Source organism: Sphingobacterium allocomposti (genome assembly GCF_008124885.1).
GTDB classification, from domain to species: Bacteria; Bacteroidota; Bacteroidia; order Sphingobacteriales; family Sphingobacteriaceae; genus Sphingobacterium; species Sphingobacterium allocomposti.
Genome location: NZ_VNHX01000012.1, coordinates 1 through 24241 on the forward strand (window position 1 = coordinate 1; position 24241 = coordinate 24241).

The window sequence follows — 24241 nt, forward strand, 5'->3', positions numbered from 1 at the left end:
TAAAATTGAAATCCGTTTAATCGAAAAACCGCTGTAACTAACTATATTTCAAATATTTCAAAGAGAAATTTTAGATTTTAATGGGACAGCAATGAAATGGTTTATCTTTTTGCTTGGGTTGAGCATCTCTAACTCAGGCCTTTGTCAAGGCATATTCCATCTCAAAACAGACAAACCGCTGTCTATGAAGTTCGAGGTGGTAAACAATGTCGTGTTGGTGCCTGTTAAAATAAATGGCATTTCTTTTTCCTTCCTGCTGGACACCGGCGTCAAGGAGACTATCCTATTTGCTCACGCTGACGACTCGCTGTACCTACACAACCAGAATAAAATGCGGTTCCATGGCATCGGCATAGAAGAGGGGATTGACGGCATCTTATCCACCGGGAATCTAGTAGACGTAGGTGATATAGCGGTAGACTCCCTTCATTGGATCTACGTTGTGCAGGCAGCAGCACTGGACATATCCAGCGATATCGGTGTGGCAATTAATGGTATCCTGGGGTCGAAGTTTTTCAAAAGCTTTGCGGTGAAGTTCGACTATCCCAAACGCCGTCTGACACTATACCCTCCGGGCTATGACTACGACGATGTGATCAAGAAATATAAAGCTGCTCCTTTGGAGTTGGAAAACGACCGCCCCTATATTCAGGCAGATATGCGTAGCGGCGATCTTTGGATAAGCGGTAAAATGTTGGTCGACCTCGGTAATACGGACCCGCTGATGTTATTTCCGTTTCTACTGCCGGGATTCTCGGTTAAGTCTCCATTCGTCGAGGAGTACATTGGGCGGGGGTTCAACGGCGCTATCCACGGTAAAAGAAATAGAATAAAAAGTGTGATGCTCCAAGATTTCACATTAAATTACCCCATCGTTGCTTACCCCGACTCTAACGCCGTTTTTATGAGTAAGCTCGCCAAAGGCCGGATCGGTTCCATTGGCAGCCAGCTGCTCCAACGTTTTCACTTGTTGATTGACTATCATCGGGAGACACTGTATCTAAAGAAAAACCGGAACTTCGCTAAGCCATTTCTGCTGAACATGGCGGGAATAGACATCAAACACGATGGGATGGTATGGTCGAAAGAGGCTGTTACGGCTCCGCCGAAACAGGACAAAAATGACCCTCTGCTTGGCGGCACGGATCGGGGCGTCACCATCAACCTGTCAAACCACGGCCTGCAATACAGCTTTGTCCTCCGTCCTGTGTACAGAGTTGTCGGCGTGCGTCAGAATTCTCCCGCCGAGAAGGCAGGCGTAGCGGTAGGGGACGAGCTGCTCAGAATAAACGGCACCGCTGCGGGCAAGCTATCGTTGTCAAAGATTATGTCTAAGCTACAGTCGCATCCCGGCGACATCCTTCGCCTGACATTACAGCGGGGCGACAACGTTTACCAGACGAGGTTTCAGCTGGTCGACCCAATTCCATACGCGCAATAGTGCTTTGAACAATAAAAAAGATGCAGTCTCTTATGCAGTGACCGAAGCATATGAGACTGCATCTGCTATTTAATTATTCCTGATTCTCCGTCCTGTTAAGGAAAACGAACTGCCCATCGAACACGTCAAGCTGTATAACGGAGTCTTTTGACACTTTCCCTGCGAGTATCTCCTTGGAAAGTTCGTTTAGAATACGCTTTTGAATCACCCGTTTCAGGGGCCGTGCGCCGTACACAGGGTCGTAGCCCAACTGTCCCAGCCAATCGAGGGCATCCTCGCTGGCAGAAAGAGATATGTTCTGCTCGGAAAGCTGCCGTTGCACGCGCTGGAACTGCATACGCACGATATCTCCGATCTCATCCCTGCTAAGCGGCGTAAACATAATGACTTCGTCGATACGGTTCAGGAACTCCGGTCTAATAGATTTCTGCAGGAGTTCAAAGACCTCATCTTTTGTTTTTGCGATCACTTCATCTTTATTCATATCGTCTAACCGGGAAAAGTTTTCCTGGATGATATGTGATCCGGTGTTAGATGTCATGATAATGATCGTATTTTTAAAGTTCACTACTCTACCTTTGTTATCGGTAAGATGCCCGTCATCCAACACCTGCAATAAGATGTTAAAAACGTCGGGATGCGCCTTTTCGATTTCATCTAAAAGCACCACGGAATAGGGTCTGCGGCGCACCGCTTCGGTAAGCTGTCCACCTTCATCATAACCCACGTATCCCGGAGGCGCACCGATAAGTCTCGATACCGCGTGGCGCTCCTGGTACTCGGACATGTCTATCCGCACCATTGCCTGTTCATCGTCAAAGAGGAATTCGGCGAGAGCTTTTGCTAACTCTGTCTTACCAACTCCCGTCGTGCCGAGAAAGATGAACGATCCTATAGGGCGCTTTGCATCACTTAGTCCAGCGCGGGAACGGCGTATAGCATCGGAAATAGCTTCAATAGCTTCTTCTTGTCCGGCGACCCTCTTATGCAGTTCTTCTTCGAGATGCAGCAGTTTCTCCCGTTCTGATTGAACCATCTTGCTCACCGGAATACCGGTCCAGCGGGATACTACGTCGGCAATGTCTTCGGACGTAACTTCCTCTTTTAGCATCCTATTATCCTGTTGCTTCTCGGCCAGCTCTGCTTTCAGCCGTTCGACTTTATCCTGCGCTTCTTTGATCTTGCCGTAACGAAGCTCCGCCACCTTTCCGTAATCTCCGGCGCGCTCCGCCTGATCAGCTTCCAACTTATAGTCTTCAATATGCTGGATTTCCTGATTCACTTCGTCCACAAGGCTCTTCTCAGACTGCCATGCAGCTTTCAGGGAGTCCCGTTCGCTGGACAGGTTGGCGATGGTCTCCGATAACTCAGCCACTTTTCTGTCGTCGTTTTCACGTTTGATCGCTTCCCGCTCTATTTCCAGCTGCATGATACGGCGTTCCAATTCATCAACGGCTTCCGGAACCGAATCCATCTCCAGCCGCAACTTCGATGCTGCCTCATCAATCAGGTCGATAGCCTTGTCAGGCAAGAAGCGGTCGGTAATATAACGCTGTGATAGCTCGACCGCTGCAATAATAGACTCGTCCAAAATACGTACCTTATGATGTGTTTCGTAACGTTCCTTTAAGCCGCGCAGGATTGAAATGGCATCCTGTGTATCGGGCTCATCCACCATCACCTTTTGGAAGCGGCGTTCAAGGGCCTTGTCTTTTTCGAAATATTTCTGATACTCATTTAAAGTCGTCGCTCCGATGGCGCGAAGCTCACCCCGGGCGAGCGCCGGCTTAAGAATGTTGGCGGCATCCATGGCACCTTCACCTCCGCCGGCACCAACCAGCGTATGGATTTCGTCAATAAATAAGATGATCTCACCACTGCTATCCGAAACCTCCTTAACTACCGCCTTCAAACGCTCCTCAAACTCGCCTTTATATTTGGCACCGGCTATCAGTGCACCCATATCCAGTGAATACACCACCTTTGTTTTCAGATTTTCCGGGGCGTCTCCTTTGATGATACGGTACGCAATTCCCTCGGCGATAGCTGTCTTTCCTACTCCGGGCTCACCAACGAGAATAGGATTGTTCTTCGTACGCCGCGAGAGTATCTGCATGACGCGTCGTATTTCTTCATCGCGGCCGATCACCGGATCCAGCTTGCCCGACGACGCATAATCGTTCAGGTTACGTGCATATTTTCCGAGCGCATTGTAGGTTGCCTCGGCATTTTGATCGGTGACGCGGTTGTTACCCCGAAGCTCTTTAATAGCGAGCTTGAGGTCCTTGTCATTTACACCCTGGTCTTTTAACAGTGACGCTGTTTTATCACTGGCTGAGAGCAGACCGAGCAACAAGTGCTCAATCGAGACAAACTCGTCGTTAAACTCTTTTAGGTAAGACTGCGCTTTCTGTAAGACCGCCGCGGTGGCATTACCGATATAGATATTGCTCCCGCTGACCTTCGGAAGAGATGCTATGTGTTTGTCTACTTCCGCCGAGAGATACCCCACGTTTACGTTTAACTTTTTAAGCAAGTGGGCTACGACGTTCTCATCGACCGTCAACAGGGCCTTCAAAAGATGCGCTGGCTCAATCGCCTGGTGCTGGTTTCCCAACGCAATTTCAGAAGCCTTTTGTATGGCCTCCTGTGCTTTGATTGTATAGTTGTTAAAATTCATTGTAAATATCTTTATATTAATGTATTAATATGATGTCCAATATGTTCTGATTCGTTACTTCGATAACAATTTAAATGCCTTTTTGATTTACTGGGCAGTTTCGGAAATTTTGGCATCTGCACTTTGCTGATAAACGACAAAATAGCAGTTATCGCTCTTTTTTACTGATTTTCAGGCAGATTTTAAAGGCAGCCGTATTTTCTGAATATTTTATTTGCAAATTAAGTTGTTGCTTGCGATATTTGCATCACAGAAAAAGAATCAGGTTATCTGTACATAAAGCCTCCTTAGCTCAGCTGGTAGAGCAACTGACTTGTAATCAGTAGGTCATTGGTTCGATCCCGATAGGAGGCTCAAATTTGAAAAGCGGCTAAAAAAGCCGCTTTTTTCATAATCTATTTTTTGCTAAGAGGCGTTGCGGAACATCCGCCGTTCGGAGCTTCGATTTGTAAAGGGCCCAGCAACCCCTGGCTTCTAACTTCTCATTTCTCATTTCTCACTTCTGATTTCTCACTTCTGATTTCTCACTTCTAACTTCTAACATCCAAGGGATCATCCGATTATTAACACAATAATAAATGAAATACAAAGAAATACAGCATTTTTTTGACCAGCAGAGACCTCAAACAAACTGACCAAGGACATTTAAGCAACTCAAAGTTTGGTTTTGTAAAATGACCGTGGTCATTTTACAAAACGAACGTTCCATTTTTTATTTGACCACGGTCATTTTGGGGCATATAGGCACAAAAAAAAACCGGCATCTTCCGATGCCGGCCCAATGGATTAATCCATCGAAGGACGGTCACACGTTTCAAAAAGAAGATTCGCCGTTCTCTTCGGGATAAACGCCAGCCAGCAGAGGACCATAACGCCCGTCGGCGCTGTCAGATGGATTTCCAATCTTCTTAATGGATATATTCTTCATTTTTTTTCTAAAATATTATAGTTAAACATGCAGTTACGGACATCATTTCACTTCCTAACGACGAGTTCTTTTCGTAAACGTTTTCCAACTCCTTGTATGCCTGTCTGTCTCCTACCCGCGATACGGACGAAGATACGATGTCCTTTGAAAGTGTATGTCCAAAATGTCCTCAAATGTCCTCAAATGTCCTCAAATGTCCAAAATTGGTATACATGTCCGTCAATGCTGAGGCGAACATGGGATCTACTTAAGCAGCATCGCTTCTTTATGGTGTAGCAGCTGTTGCACAGTAGGGGATGTGTTCCGCAGAAAAGTTTCGTGATGCGGACTGGGCAACATGATCTTGTAGCTGCGCCCCGCTATCTCAATAAAGAATAGCGCGCCATGTTCGCGCCCCAGCTCATCGATAAGAAGCGTGTATTTTTCAGCAGGAGCCGAGAGCAATTTATGCTCCTTTAATAATTTTAATAGCCTTTCCATACTTAAAACGTTCCCGGATCTTCTCCTTCCTGAAGCACTAAGGTAGCTGTATTCGTGTGTGTACGCAGGCGATTGCTGATACTCGATTTGAAAAGGCTCTCGAGGAAAGTCTTATTGCGTTTTACGACGCAGAGTAAATCCACCCGGTGTGTGTTAATGTAATTATTGAGTGTATTTTCAATAGATTGATCGAAGTCAAGAAAGACAAACTCCAGTCTCTCATCGCTGAATCGCTTCTGCCACCGGTCGGCCATGGCTATAATCTCAATGTTTTTATCCTTATGAACATGCACGCACTTCACCTTTACACCGAATTTTATCGCAATAGCTATTATTTCCGTTAATGCGGACTCATCCCGCTCACGGAACAATGTGGTAAATAGTATTTCTTTAATACCCTGATATTTAGCCTCCTTCGGAACAGAAAGAACGGGAATTTTAACACCGCGGATAACTCCCAGTGTATTAGAACCAAAAATCTTATCCATAATACCTTCGGCCCGATTTGTCCCCATAACGACCAGGCTTATTTTCTCCTTTTCGATGATGCGCTGCACATTTACCACGACAGACCCTTCCTCAAAGAGAAACGTAATCGGAACGTCAGACCGGTCTTGCTCCTGCGCGATCTGTCGCAAAGAAGCGGTGTGTTTTTTAAAATGCTCAAATTGGTGCAGTTCATAATTTTCGTAAACTTCCGGAACAAGTTCCGGTTGTCCGGCATGCGTGGACGATAGAACGGGCTGCATATAGGTGTTCAGCACATATAGTTCTGCATCCATTTCTTTAGCCAGGTGCAGCGCATAAACAAATGCATTGTCTGCCGCCGCCGAGAAATCCGTTGGAAATAATATCTTTCTCATAACCGAAAATTAAGTTATTTAAATTTACTCATTTTCCGACGTATAAACAACCAAAATGACATAAATCATTTTTCGTACATCCGTGTAGCGTTTGTTGCAGCATGCCCGTTTTTTAATGAAAAAAAGTATATGGCGAAATTCTAGTTCTGCTGTTCTGGTATTTTGGAGATTATTTCGTTAATTGGTGTACAGAACAGACGATTATAAGTGAAGATTGTTCATAAAATCTGGAAGAGAGAGCAGCCGATGACCTTACGAAGGGCCTTGGAGGACTGCGTTTTGGACAAAACAGAACGGGGAAAATCGTTTATATACAAAAAATATTATGGCTATGTTATGGCCGTTGTGCTTCGTTACATTTCATTGGAAATGGAAGCAGAAGAAGCGGTCAACGAAAGCTTCGTTAAGGTTTTCAGAAAAATCGGTACGTTCGACATGCATGCAGAAGAAGATATTCTGGAAAAAACTTTTCGATCGTGGCTCGCGCGGATTGCCGTTAACACCTCCATTGACCTGTTAAGGGCAAAGAAGCCAACCAGCTTCTTTGAAGATACCGCCGAGGACGAACTAAAATCGCATGCGACCGTATTGGCTGACAGGTTAGATGCAGAGGATATTCTTAAGCTGCTGGAGAGAATACCCGATATCCAACGCTCCATATTCAACCTGTTTGAGATCGAGGGATATTCACACGAAGAGATCGGAGAGATGCTTAATATACCGGAAAGTACCTCAAGAACGTACCTTACACGGGCGAAGCAACGGCTTCGGAAATTGTATTTGGAAGAGTTTAGTATTTCGCAGAACATACTTTCTTAGTTGCGGACAAACATGAAAAAGGATAACACAGGAGAGCTAATTGATGTCATCAGACAAGTACTGAAGGAGGACCGGGAGCTGCCTTACAAAGAGGGGGCCTGGGAGAACTTCCGTCATAAGTATGTCCCGTCGAAGGGCAGGCGTCTTTCTCCAGTATGGCGGGCGGCAGCGGCTATGGCCGTTGTGGCATTGGGTGCACTAACCACCTATCAGCTCGCTACAAACGATAGCCCGCGATCCACATCTCCTGGAACACAGACGGAGCATCGACTATCTTCCCACGGTCGGCCAGCTGCTCCCGACCACACCAATAGAGAAGCACTAGACGGAGCGGACGGTCCGCAGGAAGACGCTAAAACGCAGCAGTTGCTTGCGCAACGGCCGTTCGAAACGATGTCCGACCGCGAGCAGGTTAGTGAAATGAAGCGCGCGTATATACACCATGAGCTTGCTAAAATGCAGCTTGCAGAGGTGACCACGGCTATCCGGCCGGAGAGCGGGTCGCGAGCCCCCCTTATGACATCTGCCCCACCTCGCGCAACATCGATAGGGGGAGATGCGCCGGTGGCCGTGTTCCGCAACGAGTTAGGAGATCAATTTGCCCTCGCCCAGAAAGCGACACCAGATGCCGCAGGGCGGGGGGATGTGGAGCAAAATATCCGTCCGAGGAAGTTAAACCTCTCCAGAAAACTCGAACTTGGCGCTTTCCTGAGCCCGTCTACCACCGAACGGAATTTCAACGTAGGGGGAGGGGTACTGTTCGCCTATCAACTTAACGATAAGCTGGCCCTGCGGACAGGTGCATCATTCAACCAGTACGAAGTGGGGATGTTGGCTTCCGAGGTTAATGTCGGTGGCCCGGAAATGCACACGCCGAATGCACCGGGAGGAGGAGCATCATTGATATCGAAAGATGTTCCTTATCGGGCCAACTCATTGCTGATGCCGGACTTAAACTCGGTTACGGGAAAAGTGCAGACGTTAGACATACCACTGGAACTACGGTATAATCTTTCAAGGCAGCTGTATGCGACCGGGGGATTATCCTATGCAGTAGTACTTTCTCAGGAGCGCCTTAACCACTATACCGAATATACGGATGCCCCCATCTACTCCAGTGCTTCCGACTCGAACGCACCGACCAACAGCCCGGTAAATACGGTGAGCACCACTGTGGCGGCTTCGGAAAACAACGTTAATACCAACGGGTTCGGCGGGTTTGTAAACTTCTCCATCGGTCGGAAGACACAGTTAGGTAAGTCGGTAAAACTCTCCGTTGAACCTTTCGTTAAACTGCCCGTAGGCCAATTCAAAAGAGCGGACATGAACTACACCAACGGAGGAGTGAAGATCATCACCCATTTCTGACGCGACGGGCCGATTATTATAAACGGTCTATACGGATCCAACCCATGCCGGCTGCTATAGCGCCCTGCACGCCTGGGTCTCCGTCCTCGAATACCAAACAGTCTTTCGGGTCCACGCCGAGGTGCTGTGCGGCCAACAGAAAAGGCTGAGGAGAGGGCTTACCCTCCGGCGTATCTCCGGCGCATACCAGTGTCTCAAACTTACCTGCAACATCGATGACCTCTAAGGTGATTGCCAGCGTACTCCGCGAGCCGCCCGAAACAATGCCGATTTTCTTTTTTCCAACATTTGCAAACAAATGGGCTAATACATAGTCAATCGGTTTGGTCTCCCGTATGAAACGTTCGATAAATATGGCAGACTTCCTTTTAGCAAAGGGATGTATGTCGAGCGGTACGGCATAACGCCTTCCTATTTCTTCTGCGACGGCCACCGTTGGCCAACCGGCTAACTCCTCGATAATCTGCTCGTCGAGCACAATCCCGTATTCGGCAGCGGTGGCCACATATGCGGCTTTATGTGCGGGCATATTATCGGCAAGCGTGCCGTCTACATCGTACAGTAATGCCTGAAACGGTTCGGATTTTTCTTGTAAAATTTGAAATTTTCGCTGTGACTCTGGACTCATCCGGCAAAAATAAAAAATCCCGGCTAAAGTCCGGGATCTTTTATTTCCGTTGTTTTCTCCGTTCTTTCTCCTTCATTATGAGTGCAAGCTCGCGGCCGGTCTGTCCGCCGACGGATGTATTCTCCTGAGCCCTCCGGAACAGGTATGGCATGACTGCCTTAACCGGGCCATAGGGCATGTATTTCGCAACGTTGAAGCCCGACGCCGCAAGATTAAAGGATAGGTTATCCGACATCCCGAGCAATTGAGCAAAGAAAATATGCTCATTTTTGGGCGAAATGCCGCGCGAAACCATTTCTTCGGCCAACAATTTTGAGCTTTCCTCATTGTGTGTTCCTGCCATCAGTCCGATACGGTTAATATGATCGAGGCAAAAGCGGATAGCTTCATTGTAATCGTCGTCCGACGCCTGTTTAGTGGGCTGAATGGGCGAGACGTATCCCTTTTCGGCGGCCCGTTCACGCTCGATTTCCATATAGGCTCCTCGTACGACCTTGGCGCCCAGGTAGAAATTCTGCGTCTGTGCATACGCAAAATCCGCCTTTAGCGAGGCTAGTTTATCCGTCCGGTAAAGCTGATAGGTATTGTACACGATAACCTGTGTCTGGTTATATTTTTCCATCATCTCGCGGGCAAGGTCGTCTATAGTATCCTGAATCCAGGAATGTTCAGCGTCGACCAACACCTTAATGCCAGCGTCATGACAAGCCCTACAAATCCGGTCGACACGATTGTACAGCCGCTGGAATTCCGCTTTCTCCTCGGCCGTAAACGGTTGCTTTGCATCCGATTTGGCCAGCAGATCAAACCGCCCGAGTCCAGTAGGCTTAAAAACGCAGAACGATATCAACTTTTCCTGTTTTGCATACGCTACCGTACGCAAAATTTCCTCACACGTTTGATCGAAACTATCTTCCGACTCCTCGCCTTCCACCGAATAGTCTAAGATTGTCGTAACACCGCCCAACCCGAGCTCTTTAATCGCGGGCGCACATCCAGATATGGACTCGCCTCCACAAAACTGCTTGTAAATTGTATTGCGGATGATACCCTGAATGGGCAAACCTATATTTAACGCAAAAGTGGTTATGGGGGTTCCGATTTTTATCAATGTGTTGCTGGCGACCATTTTAAAGAGCCAATAGGCTTTTTCGAGGTCTTTGTCGCTCTTGTTCCGAAAAGCTATTTCCGTATTATTAAAATCCAGTCTGAGCTGGCTGTTAGCAGAAATCATATGTTCAAAAATTAATGGCCAAAATTAAATATTTATTTTGAATAGCGTTATATTTACAAACTGCTAGAGGGCATTTATTTGAAAAAGATGCAAACGTTTTCATTAGAAGGAGAGTATATTCAATTAATTCAGTTATTGAAGGCTATGAACTGGGTAGAACATGGCGCGATGGCCCAGTGGGTCGTCGAAGAGGGGCTTGTGAAGTACAACGGACAAGTCGACTACCGCAAGCGGCTGAAAGTCAGGGTCGGTGATATCATTGAATTCGACGGGCAGCAGGTTAAAATTATTTAAAACACAACATGACAAAACAACTACCAAGCCTTGGTTACTCCGTATACTTCGAGAAGGATCTTGCCTCCTTGGAAACATTTATCGGGCAGCGGTCTTACTCACAGCTGCTGATACTGGTCGACCGGAACACCAACGACCACTGTCTCCCCATTTTACAGGCAGCGCTCCCCAACCTTACGGATTATGATGTTATCGAGGTAGACCCTGGAGAGGAAAACAAGAATATCGATTTTTGTATCGGCGTATGGAAAACGATGCTCGATTTTGGTGCCGACCGAAAGGCCCTGATGATCAATCTAGGCGGCGGAGTCGTTACCGACATGGGTGGATTCGCAGCCTCTACGTATAAGCGGGGGATCGACTTCATTCAGGTTCCTACAACGCTGCTATCGCAGGTTGACGCCTCGGTAGGGGGAAAGACAGGCATAGACCTGGATAATGTCAAAAACATCATCGGCACGTTCGCGCAGCCACAGGCTGTTTTTATCAGCTCCGATTTTCTAAAAACACTGGACGATAGACAACTACGATCTGGATTCGCAGAAGTCATTAAGCATGGTCTTATCCGTGACAGAGAACTGTTTTTGGAAACACAGACGCTTGATCTGGATAAGGATGACTTAGACGACATTATTTTCCGTTCGGTGTCAATCAAAAATGAAGTTGTCACACAGGACCCTACGGAGAAAGGCCTTCGGAAGATATTAAACTTCGGACATACGATCGGGCACGCCATCGAAGGGTACTCCATGCTGCACGATGAGAATCCGCTTTTGCATGGCGAGGCTATCGCCGCCGGAATGATCTGCGAGGCATATCTTTCGAAAGCAGTAAACGGACTTACCGAACAAGATCTCCAACAGGTGATCCAAGCGTTTGACAGCCGGTTTGAGCGCTACAACTTTTCGCGCGATATCTATGGCGAACTGCTTCTGCTGATGCAAAACGACAAAAAGAATGAATCCAATAAAGTCGGGTTCGCTTTGTTATCAGAAATCGGAAAGTGCGACTACAATTGCTATGTGGACGAAAAGTTAATAACGGAGAGCCTGGACTATTATCTAAACTTAAAATAAACAACATGAAGCACTGGTCATTTCTTATCGGTTTATCCTGTCTGTTCTTTTCCGTTTCTGTCCAAGGTCAGCCTAACGTATTAATATTTACGAAGACGACAGGGTTCCGTCACGAAAGTATTCCAAAGGGCGTGGAGACCGTACGCCGGCTTCTTCGTACCGAGCAAATCAGGTCCGTACATTCGGAGGATGCAACGTACTTCTGCGCAGATAGTCTTGCCAAATTTCAGGCCGTCATCTTCCTGAGCACAACAGGCGACATCCTAAACGCGGAGCAAAAGCGTGCATTTCAGACGTTTATTCGTTCGGGCAAAGGGTTTGTCGGGATACATGCGGCATCCGATACTGAGTTTAACTGGCCTTGGTATGGACAGCTGGTGGGCGGCTATTTCGCAAGACATCCTGAAGTACAGGACGCAAAATTGGAAGTAGTGGATAACGCGCATGCGTCGACACAGCACCTGCCGAACGTATGGATACATAGAGATGAATGGTACGACTTTAAAAATGTGCAGCCCGGGCTGCACATCCTGATGACATTAGACGAAAAAAGCTATAAGGGCGGGGGCATGGGCAATTTCCACCCGATTGCCTGGTATCGGGAGTTCGATGGCGGCCGCACCTTTTATACAGGGCTGGGACATACGAACGAATCCTATGATGTCGAGAACTTCCAAAAACACCTGATCGGAGGTATCAAATACGCGCTGGGGTTACACTAATATTCCCTTCATAATGAAATAAAAAGCTGAATCTGAACGGGTTCAGCTTTTTTGTTGAAAAAAGTTTAAAGGATATTTTTAATTCGCAAACGATTCCGTAACTTAGGTGTGACAAGACTATTGCTAACATTTGTAAACTAAACAACTATGACGTAAACGACATTTACCTATGTGCGCTATTATGCGAGAAAATCAATCTAATCACGTAAATTTTGTAGACAGACTCCTATGACGTAAAAAAAATTTACCTATCTACACGATTTTGGGAAGAGTCAGTCTAAACAAGTAAACTAAATTGTAAACTAAACATCTATGACGTAAACAACATTTACCTTATGTGCACTATTGTGCGAAAAAGTCAATCTAATCAAGTAAACTAAATTGTAAACCTTTTTTCAGCTTCAGACCATGAAAAAAACTATTTTTTTTTCTGGCAGATATTCTTTTGCCCCAAAAAAACAGCTGAGCCGCACCCTGTGGGTCTCAGGAGCCGTGCTTCTTCTCGGGAATAGCACGCTAGCTAACCACCTTATTTTTAATCATGATCCCTTGATTATGGCGGCCCACCGGCAGCAGGAAGTTATCGTACGCGGTACGGTGGTCGACGCCGGCACCAAAACACCTTTGGCCGGTGTGACCGTCAAAATTGCAGGGAAGACCACGGCGACGTCTACAAATCAAGACGGTAGTTTTGAGATCAAAGCAGCCGTTAACGACGTGCTTGAGGTCAGCTTCATCGGCTATCAGACCAGTACCACCACGGTGGCTTCGAACACCACCGTGGTGCAGATCGACCTTCAGGCCGACAACAGCAGCCTGGAAGAGGTTGTTGTCACAGGATATGGAGCACAGCGCAGGAAAGATCTTACCGGATCCGTCGCCGTCGTCAACGTGGATCAGCTGAAGAGCCAACCCGCGGCATCAGCAGTAGAAGCATTGCAAGGACGCGCAACGGGCGTACAGATCGTCAACGATGGCGCCCCTGGATCGACACCTCAGATCAAAATACGGGGATACAGTACAATCAACAACAACGAGCCGTTATATGTCATTGACGGCGTGCCATTTGAAGGAAAGCTCAGCTGGCTAAACCAGAACGACATCGAGTCCATGCAGGTGCTCAAGGACGCCTCGGCAGCATCCATCTACGGTTCCCGCGCCAATAACGGTGTCGTCATTATCACCACAAAAACAGGCAGACAGGGAAAACCTCAGATATCGTTTGACTCCTATGTAGGTCTTCAGACCCCCCGTTACAACACGTTCCCTAAAATGATGACGCCGCAGCAGGTATACGATCTGAACAATAGGCTGAACGGAACAAACCTGACGTTGCCGGATTATCTACTAGCTGGCGAGATCGGCCGGGAGGACATCGACGACATCACTCCGGCAGACTACGACATGTCCAGATATAACTATTCCAGGGATCCCGCTACGTTCTACCAGATCACCAAAGCAAACAAGGCCGGAACTGACTGGTTTAGGGAACTGTCGCAGAACGCTCCGACACAAAGCTACCAGCTGAGTGCCACAGGCGGCGGCGAAAATGCCACGTACGCAATGTCTGCCGGACACCTAAAACAAGAGGGTGCCATTATCCATTCAGGGTTCGAACGTTTTAACGTGCGGGCCAATACGCAATTCAAAGCGTTTAACGGGAAACTCCGCCTGGGTGAAAATCTACAATACGGTTACACAAAAGGTTTCGGCGTAGGCGTAAACCCCAACACGGCGGGCGGCTACATGGAAGAAGGAAGTATCCTCGGCTTTGCATTCCGAATCCAGAACATCATCCCCGTTTATGACGAAGGTGGCAACTTTGCCGGCTCCAAAGGCGGATGGGGAAACGGACAGAACCCCGTGGCTATGGCCTACCGTGGGAAGGACGACGTCAATAAAAGCAATATGTTTTTTGGAAATGCCTATGCCGAGTACGATCTAATTGAAGGCCTGACACTGAGAACCAGTTTCGGTATAAAATATGAAAACTATACCGGAATGGATATCACCTATCCGAATCCTGAGTTTTCAGAAGGGTCGTTTAACAACAGTCTCCGTGAATACGCCGGCTATAACACGGAGTGGACATGGACAAATACGCTAAACTGGAAGAAAGTCATCGATAAGCACAATCTGAACATTCTCGCCGGTACGGAAGCTATAGACAACCGCTCCCGCGATCTTTCCGCAAACCGGAACGGATTTTTTATCTTGAACAGTCTCGATTACTTTTATCTGAACGCCGGTACGACCAATTTCGGAAACACCGGAACCGGTGCCTTAGGAGCCTTGTTTTCAATCTTCGGAAAAGTAGACTATAGCTTTGACGACCGCTATATCCTTAGCGCTACGGTACGTCGGGACGGATCATCCAACTTCGGTCAGAACAACAGATTCGGGGTGTTCCCCGGCATCAGTGGCGCGTGGCGGTTGTCGAATGAAGAGTTCCTTAAGTCGGTTAACTGGATCGCAGACCTGAAGCTTCGTGCGGGGTACGGGATTACAGGTAATCAGCGCATTCCTTCTTTTCAGTACATGAACCGATATGCTTCCATCATCAACGAGTCGTCGTACCCGATTAACGGGCCGGTCAAAACCGGAATCTGGCAACGATCGTATGCCAACCCCGACGTGAAATGGGAGCAGGTCAATGCACTAAACTTAGGTATCGACTTCACGCTATTCAACGGCGATTTCGATGGTGCCTTCGACTACTACGATAAGAAAACAAAAGACATGTTGTTCCGCGTTCCTTTGCCGGCGGCAGCCGTCGGTCGCGCAGAGTCGCCTTACGTCAATGTGGGCAACATGCGTAACAGAGGGGTTGAGCTATCGCTCGGCTATCACTACGGACAGCGGCAACAGAAGCCTTTCACATTGGATCTTACGGGAACAATTTCCCGAAATGTCAATACCGTGGAAGCGCTGGCTCCCTCGGTGTCTTCGCAGATATATGGAAACTTCCGTAGTATGCAAACGACCATCCTCAAGCCCGGGGAGCAATTCGGCGCGTTCTACGGATACCGCGTCGCGGGAATTTATCAAAGCGATGCGGATGTATCGGGATCGCCATCGTACGACGGCGCGCGGCCCGGTGGACTTAAATTTGCCGATATCAACGGAGACGGGGTGATAAACGATGCCGACAGGACAATAATCGGCTCTCCTCATCCTGATTTCATTTACTCGCTGGCTGTGAATGCCGCGTATAAAAACTTCGACCTTTCTATGTTCTTTTATGGATCCCAGGGAAATCAAGTATACGACGCGACCCGCTATTTCACGGACTTCAGTGTCTTCTCCGGACAGAAAAGTGCGCGTCTCCTTGACGCATGGAGCCCCACCAATACCGGAAGCGATGTGCCATCGCCGACCGTCAATGCGTCTGCTTTTGAATACGCCTCGTCGTCTTACTATATACAGGATGCAAGCTTTTTGAAGCTAAGAAATGTGCAGATAGGGTATAACCTGCCCGTACAAAATGTGTTCGGACAGAATACCTCGGTAAGCAGGCTCCGCTTCTACCTGGGGGTAGCGAACGTGTTTACGATCACGAAATACGATGGACTGGATCCCGAAGTGACCGCAACGCCAAGTGATTATCCGGCATTAGGCGTGGACTTTGGTGTTTACCCTCAAGCCCGTCAATATACGTTCGGCGTTAGTTTAGGCTTTTAACTTTAACAAAACGGATTATGAAAAAGAAAAATATCTATATAATGCTGGCTGCAGCAAATATATTATTCGGTAGTTGTGGAAAGGAATTTTTGGAAAAAAATCCCCAGGGCGAATTACCTCAGGACCAGATACGGAATAATGAGGGCGTAGAAGCTATTTTGCTGGGCGCATACGGTATATTAAACGGCAATGTAAGTGGTACGTGGGGGAATTATGCCTCCGCGCCGAGCCAGTGGCTATTTGGAGAGGTCGCAGCGGATAATGCGCACAAAGGTTCTGAAGAAACAGACCAACCGAACATGAACCTGATCGAGCTGCTGCGCCCCAACCCGGCGAATGACAATCTCTCAACAATGTGGCAGATCTACTACGAAGGGGTTATGCGCTGCAATGCCACAATCCGGGTATTGAAAGAAGATCAGGCGGGACAGCCTACCATCAGCGCCGCCCGCGCCGTCGAGATCGAAGCTGAAGCAAAGATGTTGAGAGGACATTATTACTTCTATCTTTGGCGTATCTTCCGTAACATCCCCTGGATAGACGAGAACACCTCGCTCGACGATGCGAAGGTGGTAAAAAACGACACCGATATCTATCCAAAGATTATCGAAGACATAAAATTTGCATCGGAAAACCTACCTGTATCAAAGATCAACGGAGAGAAAGGGCGCATGGATAGATACATTGCCAAAGCGTACCTGGGCAAACTGTATCTATACGAAAAGAAGTTCGAGCTTGCGCTTCCGCTTTTCCAGGAGGTTATCGCAGGCAAAGACATCACGGCAATGCCCTTCGAGAACAACTTTAACGTAGAGACGGAAGACGGCCCTGAGGCACTCATGGTGTCGAAGCATGCCATTAACCCCAACGGTTCTGGTGACAACGCGAATGTGGGAGATATGCTTAGCGGTTTATATGGGACATCACCAGTCGGATGCTGTGGTTTTTATCAGCCTTCGATAGATCTCGTGAATGCCTATAGGGTAGACGAAAACGGCCTGCCATACCTGGACGGCTCCTACAGAACAAACCCCTATAAGTCGGACGCAGGCCTGGAAGGAGCTGCCAAAACAAACTACAAAGTGGATCAGTCGTTACGGGTAGATCCCCGTCTGGATTACACTGTTGGGCGTCGCGGCGTTCCTTATCTTGACTACGGCATTATGCCCGGCGATGCCTGGATCCGCTCGTCGAGCTATGCAGGGCCCTTCGTGGGTATCAAGACAATGATCTATCGAAGCCAGTTTGCGTCGCACGCCGTTCCCGGTGAGGCGTACATAACAGGACTCGACGTAAATATCATGCGCCTTGCCGATGTGATATTGATGGCCGCCGAGTGTGCAGTGGAACTGGGCGACCTCAACATGGCACTGACCTATGTTAATGCCGTCCGTGCGCGGGCATCGAAGCTGCCTCATAAACAGATCGACGGGAAAGATGCCGCCAACTACCAGGTGAAACCATACCCGGTTTTTCCCAATCCGGAATATGCGCGTAATGCCGTGCGTATGGAAAGACGATTGGAACTCGCTCTGGAAGGGCACCGCTTTTTCGATCTGGTACGGTGGGGTATAGCAAAGCAGACAATAGAAAGCTACTCTTCATTTGAAGGCTCTTTATTACCTGCATTTAAAGGCATTGTATTCAATCCGCATAACGCGTATTTTCCAATTCCGCAGATCGAAATAGATAGAAGCAGCGGCACGCTGCAGCAAAATACGGGGTATAATTAATACCGCCTTTTTGAAGACCGAAAGCTCCTGCCGCTCTGTTGGTTCCGGCAAACAGAGGAGGCAGGAGTTTTTTTAGTTCCTTACCGGCAACAAGCATCTATCCCATAGCGTAGTTGTGGCCTTTTTTGTACATTTACAGGATGAAACGGATCCTTGCTTTATTTGTGCTCTCGGTGGCCCCTTACATTCTTCAGGCGCAACCTGTGGACATGACTCCCTTGAAGCGCGAATTTGAGTTGTCGCCAGTGTTAGCGAAGCACTTTTACGGCTTCTGCTTATACGACCTGGATAGCAACAGATTTCTATTAGGAATAAATGAAGGAAAGTACTTCACGCCGGCATCAAACACCAAAACCTTTACATTATTTGCCGCCCTTAAATACCTTGGCGATTCTATTCCCGGGCTTCACTACGTAGAACGGGGAGACTCCCTAATTTTCTGGGGGACAGGCGATCCGACTTTTCTACATAGTAAACTGGAGTCTGGGAAGGTGTTTCAATTTCTGAAACAAAGCAACAAGAAATTATTTTATAGCACTGAATCACAATCAGATGAGCCCTTTTACAGAAAGGGATGGTCTATCGAGGATTATCAGGAATACTACCAGCCGGAAGTGCGTACATTCCCGATATACGGCAACGTCGTTACATTTAAAGAACGGGGAGGAAGCCTCGCCGTCACGCCATCGTATTTCGAGGAGTTTATAAAGACATCGGATAACGGAAACGCGGAAGCATTTACGCTGACCCGTGCATTCGATACCAATACCTTCTTCAAAAGCCGGGCCGTTCCGCCGCGCGGATATGTAAATGAGAAGCCCTTTAAAAACGATGTCGCACTCTTTATCCGGCTACTTCGGGATACGCTAAAAAAAGAGATCCAGACGATAAGCTATGGAAAGCCATCTACCTACAGCACCGTTTATAGTAATGACACGAGAACGGTACTCCGGGAAATGATGCTTCCAAGCGATAACTTTTTAGCGGAGCAGCTTCATATGATGATCGCGCTGCAGCGTTATGGGAAATTCAGCACGGCACAGCTGCGGAAGGAAATGGACGCGGCTTATTTTTCCAGTTTTACGGACCCTATTGTGCTCGAAGACGCCTCAGGCCTGTCGACTTATAATAAAGTCAGCCCGCGCAGCATGGTCGAACTTCTGCTATTATTAAAAGGGATGGTAGCCACCGTGGAAGAACTCCGCCATTTTTTTCCGGCCGGAGGTGTCGACGGCACCTTAAAGCGCGCGTATTCACTCAATAACGGCGAACCGTTCGTCTGGGCAAAGACGGGGACTATCAGTTCGGTACACAACCAAAGTGGTTTTATCAAAACCCGATCGGGGAAAAATTTAGCCTTTTCCTTTCTCAATACCAATTTCCTCGGATCCGAACGTCCGATTCGTCAGGAGATGGTCCGTATCATCACTTTTATACGGGAACATTATTAGCTAACGGAGCCGCTACCTGTTGTGACAGACGACATATGCTTCAACGGGGATGAATATAGGTACGGTCAAACATTTAGAAATGGTTTCAATTTTTACTTAACATTACTATATTCGCTTCGATTATGCAGGTCATCCGGAAAAACGACAAACGACTGATTCGTTCTTGGTCCATGTACGACTGGGCTAATTCGGCCTACAATTTGGTAATCACGTCCACAATCTTTCCAGCTTACTACACCGCCATAACCACCACGGAGGAGCGTGGCGACGTCGTTGTCTTTTTTGGGGTGGAGGTCATCAATACCGCATTATCCAATTTTACGCTGGCGTTGGCCTACCTGATTATGGCGGTCTGCTTGCCGTTCTTATCGGCTTACGCCGACGTGCAGGGCAGGAAAAAGCAAATGATGATGTTTTTCACCTACTTCGGAGCCTTCTCGTGCATGGGGCTGTTTTTCTTTAAACTGGAGACGCTAGAGCTGGGCATTATCCTTTTCGGAATGGCAGCAATGGGCTACATAGGTGGTGTATTGTTCAATAATTCATACCTACCCGAGATCGCTACGCCCGACAGACAAGATAAGGTCAGCGCGCAGGGATTCGCGTACGGGTATGTCGGCTGTGTTACGCTACAGATTATTTGCCTTATTTTTATCCTGAAGCCGGACTGGTTCGGTATCACGGACGGCTCTTTCGGACCGAGGCTGTCCTTTTTATTGGTAGGCTTATGGTGGGCAGGTTTTTCCAACATCCCCTTTAGGGCCCTGCCAAATAACAGGCGGTCAGAAATACGCGCGGCTAAGAACCTCGTTAGAACCGTTGTTATCGAGTTTAAAATTGTACTTCGGAAGATCAAGAGACTACAACGCATCCGCCGTTTTCTGCCAGCTTACTTTTTTTACGCCGCAGGAGTGCAGACCGTTATGATTGTTGCCGCCGCATTCGGGGCTAAAGAGCTTCAGCTGGAAAGTTCCAAACTTATCATTACGATTCTGTTGATTCAGCTCGTTGCGATACTCGGCGCCATCCTGATGTCCAGACTGTCTTCCGTATTCGGAAATATTAAAGTGCTGATTTCAGTGGTTTTGGTATGGCTGGGTATATGTGTGGCGTCATTCTACATTACGACGGAAATCCAGTTTTACATTCTTGCCTGTATAGTGGGGCTGGTTATGGGCGGCATCCAGTCGCTTTCCAGATCGACGTATTCTAAGCTTCTTCCTGAAAATGTAAGCGACACGGCGTCGTTCTTCAGTTTTTACGATGTGACGGAAAAACTGGCCATCGTTATGGGGCTTGTGTCCTTTGCCCTGATTGAACAATTGTCGCATAACATCCGTTACTCGGCATTGTTCTTGTCTGTATTTTTTATTATCGGAGGCAGTCTGCTTCTTCGGATGCTTCGATTCAACAAAGCCTTGACACCATGAATGTAGAACTTTTTATTCCCTGTTTTATAGACCAGCTGTATCCGGAGACAGCATTTAATACGATCAAGCTATTAAAAAAAGCCGGGTGTAACGTGGTTTATAATCCGAAACAGACCTGCTGCGGGCAACCGGCATATAACGCTGGTTTTTGGAACGAAGCCAAGCAGATCGGACTAAAGTTTCTGACGGATTTCTCGGAGGATTGCTATATCGTGTCGCCCTCGGCCTCATGTACGGGCATGGTAAAAAATGGATACGACGACCTATTTACCAACTCGACCGAACACAACCGCTGCCGGAACATACAATCCAACATCTATGAACTTAGTGATTTTTTGGTAAATGTGCTTAAAAAAGATTATTTTGGGGCGGAGTTGGTCGGTACCGCGGTTTATCACGATTCGTGTTCAGGCCTCAGGGAGTGCAACATCAGGGACGAGCCCCGGCAGTTGTTGGCCCATGTGGGTGGACTTGAGGTTCTTCCTATGCGCGACCAGGACGTATGCTGCGGCTTTGGAGGTACTTTTGCCGTGAAGTTCGAAGGGATATCGGCGGCTATGGCCGAGCAGAAAGTACAAAATGCATTAGCGGTAAAAGCCGACTATATTATATCGACGGACAGCTCCTGCCTGCTACAGCTGCAGGCCTATATTGACAGACAACAACTTCCCATAAAGACAAAACACATCGCAGATGTGTTAACGTCGGGGTGGGCAAATATTTAATAAAAGCTAACATATGAACGCAAGAAGAACTTTTTTAAAACAGCTAGGCCTAGCTGCGGCAGGCGTAGCGCTAGCTCCATCCGTAGAGGTGTTTGCAGCAAAAAAAACATGGTTTGACATCTCTTTGGCAGAGTGGTCTCTACATAAGACGCTCTTCAAGGGCGACTTAAAGAATATTGACTTCCCCGAATTAGCTGCGAAGAAGTTTGGCATTTACGGCGTCGAGTACGTGAACCAGTTCTTTAAAGATAAAGCGAAAGATATGACCTACTTAAAGGACTTGAACAACCGGGCGAAGGATAATGGTGTAACGAACGTACTCATCATGATCGACGGTGAAGGAAATTTGGGCGACGAAGACAATGCGAAGCGCGCCAAGGCCGTCGAAAACCACTACAAATGGATTGACGCAGCGTCGTTTCTTGGCTGTAAGTCTATTCGCGTAAATGCGGCAGGCAATGGCGATCCTGAGGACGTAAAGTCACGCGTCATAGAGAGCTTAAGCACATTGGCAGAATACGGCCGGAAGGATAAAATTAATGTCATTGTCGAAAACCACGGCGGCATCTCTTCACATGGCGATTGGCTTGCAGATGTTTTGAAGAAAGTAAACAAGAAGAACTGCGGAAGCCTTCCGGACTTCGGGAACTTCTATGAGTACGACCGCTATCAGGGTGTAAGCGATCTGATGCCATTTGCCAAAGGGGTGAGCGCAAAGTCCCACGATTTCGACGCCAATGGCAATGAAACACAGATAGACTACGAGCGGATGATGAAAATCGTCAAAGAGGCGGGATTTAAAGGCTATATCGGAATAGAATACGAGGGGTCCAAGCTCTCGGAAGTAGACGGTATCCTTGCTACCAAAAAACTGTTGGAGCGATTCAAAAATAGCTAATACTACTTGGGTCCAGCATACAACAACAGTGTTCTGCGAAGAGACTGTGGAAAGCGTCTTTCCGCAGAACACAATAAAACCAATTGACAGACAGTGTTCGCTGCCTACCCGCGTCGCGCTAATGCCTGACATCTAAATTATGTATCCACGAATAACTAACAACTAACAATATGATTGAACAAAAAGATGAACTTTTAGTGAACCATCTCGCCAAGCAGGGCGTAGACGATAAAATGGTAATGGGACACCCTGCAGGGCTGTTCGTACTCTTTTTCACCGAGATGTGGGAACGCTTTAGTTACTACGGTATGCGGGCTCTGCTCACGCTGTTTTTGGTAAGTTCGCTCGCCGATGGGGGGTGGGAATGGACAAGAGCTGACGCATTGAAACTTTATGGCTGGTATACGGGATTGGTCTATTTAACTCCGATAATCGGAGGTATCATCGCCGATAGGCTTATGGGATTCCGTAAAGCCATCTTTGTTGGAGCGCTGATCATGACCTTAGGTCATGCCTCCATGGCGATGGAGGGCTTTTCCCAAAGCTTCTTTTTCTTGGGGCTAGCACTCATGATTATTGGCAACGGCTTGTTTAAACCCAACATTTCTTCGATGGTAGGGCAGATATATCCTGATAACTCTGCAAAAAAAGACGCCGGGTATACGATTTTTTACATGGGAATCAACTCGGGAGCGTTTTTAGGGATGCTGTTGTGCGGGTATATCGGCGAGAAGGAAGGGTGGCATTTAGGATTTGGTTTAGCTGGTATATTCATGTTTTTCGGAATGCTTCAGTTCTACTTTGCGAGAAAATATTTCGGCAGGATTGGTGAGGCTCCAAAAGAAGCCGGTACCGTCGAGCAAACGACCACTGAGGATGACGCTGATGCCATACCGGAGCACGTACGAAGAGATCGACTGATTGTTATCGGTGTGCTGATCCTGTTTAGCACGTTCTTTTGGTTAGCCTTTGAGCAGGCCGGAGGCTCAATGAACATATTTGCCGCCGACTACACACAGCGGGTGCTCACGGGAAATGCAGCAATCACCTTTAAATGGGTAGACGCCGCTTTAACACTCTTCCCTTTAATTATCCTCACAAGTGTGCTGTTCGGACTCTCAAAAAAATTGCTTAGCACGTATCCCAAAACCATTATATGTACTTTTATTAGTATGATCATCATATGGGTCTTAGGGGTGTGGAAGATTCAGCGTGAGTTTACAGCTTTGGAGACAGAGGTCGCAGCATCATGGTTTCAGATATTGAATTCGTTTTTTATCATCACGTTAGCAACAGTATTCAGTAAGATCTGGGAGAAAGTATGGAACCCATCGGGCCCGATCAAGTTTGCACTTGCCTTACTTTTGTTGGGGACAGGTTTTGCTGCGCTGGCTTACGGCTGTAAGGATATTCCTCAAGGTGCGCAAACGGCCTCTGTGAGTATGGTTTGGCTCATCCTGGCGTACTTCTTCCATACGACAGGGGAGTTGTGTCTATCACCGGTAGGTCTATCTTATGTTTCTAAACTGTCGCCGAAAAAACTTTTAGGATTGATTTTCGGTCTTTGGTTTGCATCATCAGCAATCGCAAATTTTGCGGGAAGCATGTTGGGCTCTACCATAGATTATATCAGTACCCAATATTCCATGGCTCACTTTTTTGGCATCTTCGCCGTCATACCCGGCGCGGTTGCCGTCATTCTGATCCTTCTTTCGCCTAAACTTAAAAAAATGATGCACGGTATCAACTAAGACGAAAAAAGACGAAAACAGGAAATGCTCGTAAAGATG

18 protein-coding genes and 1 tRNA gene are annotated in these 24241 nt (G+C 47.5%); 14 read left to right on the forward strand and 5 right to left on the reverse strand.

Annotated features, from left to right (window positions below; genetic code table 11):
- The first annotated feature begins 91 nt into the window (after positions 1-91).
- On the forward strand, positions 92-1441 hold the full coding sequence (locus tag BC792_RS09840; protein WP_148908837.1) for a PDZ domain-containing protein: 1350 nt from the start codon (positions 92-94) through the stop codon (positions 1439-1441).
- A gap of 73 nt (positions 1442-1514) precedes the next feature.
- Here BC792_RS09840 and clpB read toward each other — a convergent pair whose 3' ends face one another.
- Complete coding sequence (gene clpB / locus BC792_RS09845; protein ID WP_148908838.1) at positions 1515-4121, reverse strand: ATP-dependent chaperone ClpB; 2607 nt, start codon at positions 4119-4121, stop codon at positions 1515-1517.
- A gap of 281 nt (positions 4122-4402) precedes the next feature.
- Here clpB and BC792_RS09850 point away from each other — a divergent pair.
- A tRNA-Thr gene (locus BC792_RS09850) sits at positions 4403-4475 on the forward strand.
- 817 nt (positions 4476-5292) lie between these two features.
- On the opposite strand, the gene BC792_RS09855 is transcribed toward BC792_RS09850, so the two are convergent.
- Both BC792_RS09855 and BC792_RS09860 read right to left on the reverse strand, forming a co-directional pair.
- Complete coding sequence (locus BC792_RS09855; RefSeq protein ID WP_148908839.1) at positions 5293-5529, reverse strand: hypothetical protein; 237 nt, start codon at positions 5527-5529, stop codon at positions 5293-5295.
- A 2-nt stretch (positions 5530-5531) separates the two neighbouring features.
- Positions 5532-6392, reverse strand: coding sequence for a universal stress protein (locus BC792_RS09860; protein ID WP_148908840.1), 861 nt, complete (start codon positions 6390-6392; stop codon positions 5532-5534).
- A 207-nt stretch (positions 6393-6599) separates the two neighbouring features.
- Here BC792_RS09860 and BC792_RS09865 point away from each other — a divergent pair, with 207 nt between their 5' ends.
- The gene (locus BC792_RS09865; protein WP_148908841.1) at positions 6600-7211 is read left to right on the forward strand and encodes an RNA polymerase sigma factor; all 612 of its coding nucleotides are present in this window, start codon (positions 6600-6602) and stop codon (positions 7209-7211) included.
- Between the two features lie 12 nt (positions 7212-7223).
- Positions 7224-8579: an outer membrane beta-barrel protein gene (locus tag BC792_RS09870; protein ID WP_148908842.1), complete on the forward strand. Its 1356-nt coding sequence runs from the start codon at positions 7224-7226 to the stop codon at positions 8577-8579.
- A gap of 16 nt (positions 8580-8595) precedes the next feature.
- On the opposite strand, the gene BC792_RS09875 is transcribed toward BC792_RS09870, so the two are convergent.
- Together BC792_RS09875 and BC792_RS09880 are read right to left on the reverse strand one after the other, a co-directional pair.
- Positions 8596-9207, reverse strand: coding sequence for an HAD family hydrolase (locus tag BC792_RS09875; protein WP_148908843.1), 612 nt, complete (start codon positions 9205-9207; stop codon positions 8596-8598).
- Positions 9208-9247: 40 nt separating this feature from the next.
- Positions 9248-10441 (reverse strand): proline dehydrogenase family protein, encoded by a 1194-nt coding sequence (locus BC792_RS09880; protein ID WP_148908844.1) that lies wholly within the window; start codon positions 10439-10441, stop codon positions 9248-9250.
- Positions 10442-10528: 87 nt separating this feature from the next.
- On the opposite strand from BC792_RS09880, the gene BC792_RS09885 reads away from it, so the two are divergent.
- The 10 genes from BC792_RS09885 (at position 10529) to BC792_RS09930 (ending at position 24202) form a co-directional block, all read left to right on the forward strand.
- A complete protein-coding gene (locus BC792_RS09885) occupies positions 10529-10735 on the forward strand; it encodes an RNA-binding S4 domain-containing protein (protein ID WP_148908845.1) in 207 nt (68 codons plus the stop codon).
- Between the two features lie 8 nt (positions 10736-10743).
- On the forward strand, positions 10744-11811 hold the full coding sequence (gene aroB, locus BC792_RS09890; RefSeq protein ID WP_148908846.1) for a 3-dehydroquinate synthase: 1068 nt from the start codon (positions 10744-10746) through the stop codon (positions 11809-11811).
- 5 nt (positions 11812-11816) lie between these two features.
- Positions 11817-12533 (forward strand): ThuA domain-containing protein, encoded by a 717-nt coding sequence (locus BC792_RS09895; protein ID WP_148908847.1) that lies wholly within the window; start codon positions 11817-11819, stop codon positions 12531-12533.
- Positions 12534-12941: 408 nt separating this feature from the next.
- On the forward strand, positions 12942-16214 hold the full coding sequence (locus tag BC792_RS09900) for a SusC/RagA family TonB-linked outer membrane protein (protein WP_148908848.1): 3273 nt from the start codon (positions 12942-12944) through the stop codon (positions 16212-16214).
- A 17-nt stretch (positions 16215-16231) separates the two neighbouring features.
- Complete coding sequence (locus BC792_RS09905) at positions 16232-17947, forward strand: RagB/SusD family nutrient uptake outer membrane protein (protein ID WP_148908849.1); 1716 nt, start codon at positions 16232-16234, stop codon at positions 17945-17947.
- A 140-nt stretch (positions 17948-18087) separates the two neighbouring features.
- Positions 18088-19398 carry a D-alanyl-D-alanine carboxypeptidase/D-alanyl-D-alanine-endopeptidase gene (locus tag BC792_RS09910; RefSeq protein WP_148908850.1) on the forward strand — a complete coding sequence of 437 codons (1311 nt, stop codon included), beginning with the start codon at positions 18088-18090 and terminating at the stop codon, positions 19396-19398.
- 122 nt (positions 19399-19520) lie between these two features.
- Positions 19521-20828, forward strand: a complete 1308-nt coding sequence (locus BC792_RS09915) for an MFS transporter (RefSeq protein WP_148908851.1) — start codon at positions 19521-19523, stop codon at positions 20826-20828.
- Positions 20825-21553: a (Fe-S)-binding protein gene (locus BC792_RS09920; protein ID WP_148908852.1), complete on the forward strand. Its 729-nt coding sequence runs from the start codon at positions 20825-20827 to the stop codon at positions 21551-21553. The genes BC792_RS09915 and BC792_RS09920 overlap by 4 nt, the downstream gene beginning before the upstream one ends.
- A 13-nt stretch (positions 21554-21566) precedes the next feature.
- Positions 21567-22451 (forward strand): sugar phosphate isomerase/epimerase family protein, encoded by an 885-nt coding sequence (locus BC792_RS09925; protein WP_148908853.1) that lies wholly within the window; start codon positions 21567-21569, stop codon positions 22449-22451.
- Positions 22452-22621: 170 nt separating this feature from the next.
- Positions 22622-24202, forward strand: coding sequence for a peptide MFS transporter (locus tag BC792_RS09930; RefSeq protein WP_148908854.1), 1581 nt, complete (start codon positions 22622-22624; stop codon positions 24200-24202).
- Positions 24203-24241: the final 39 nt, after the last annotated feature.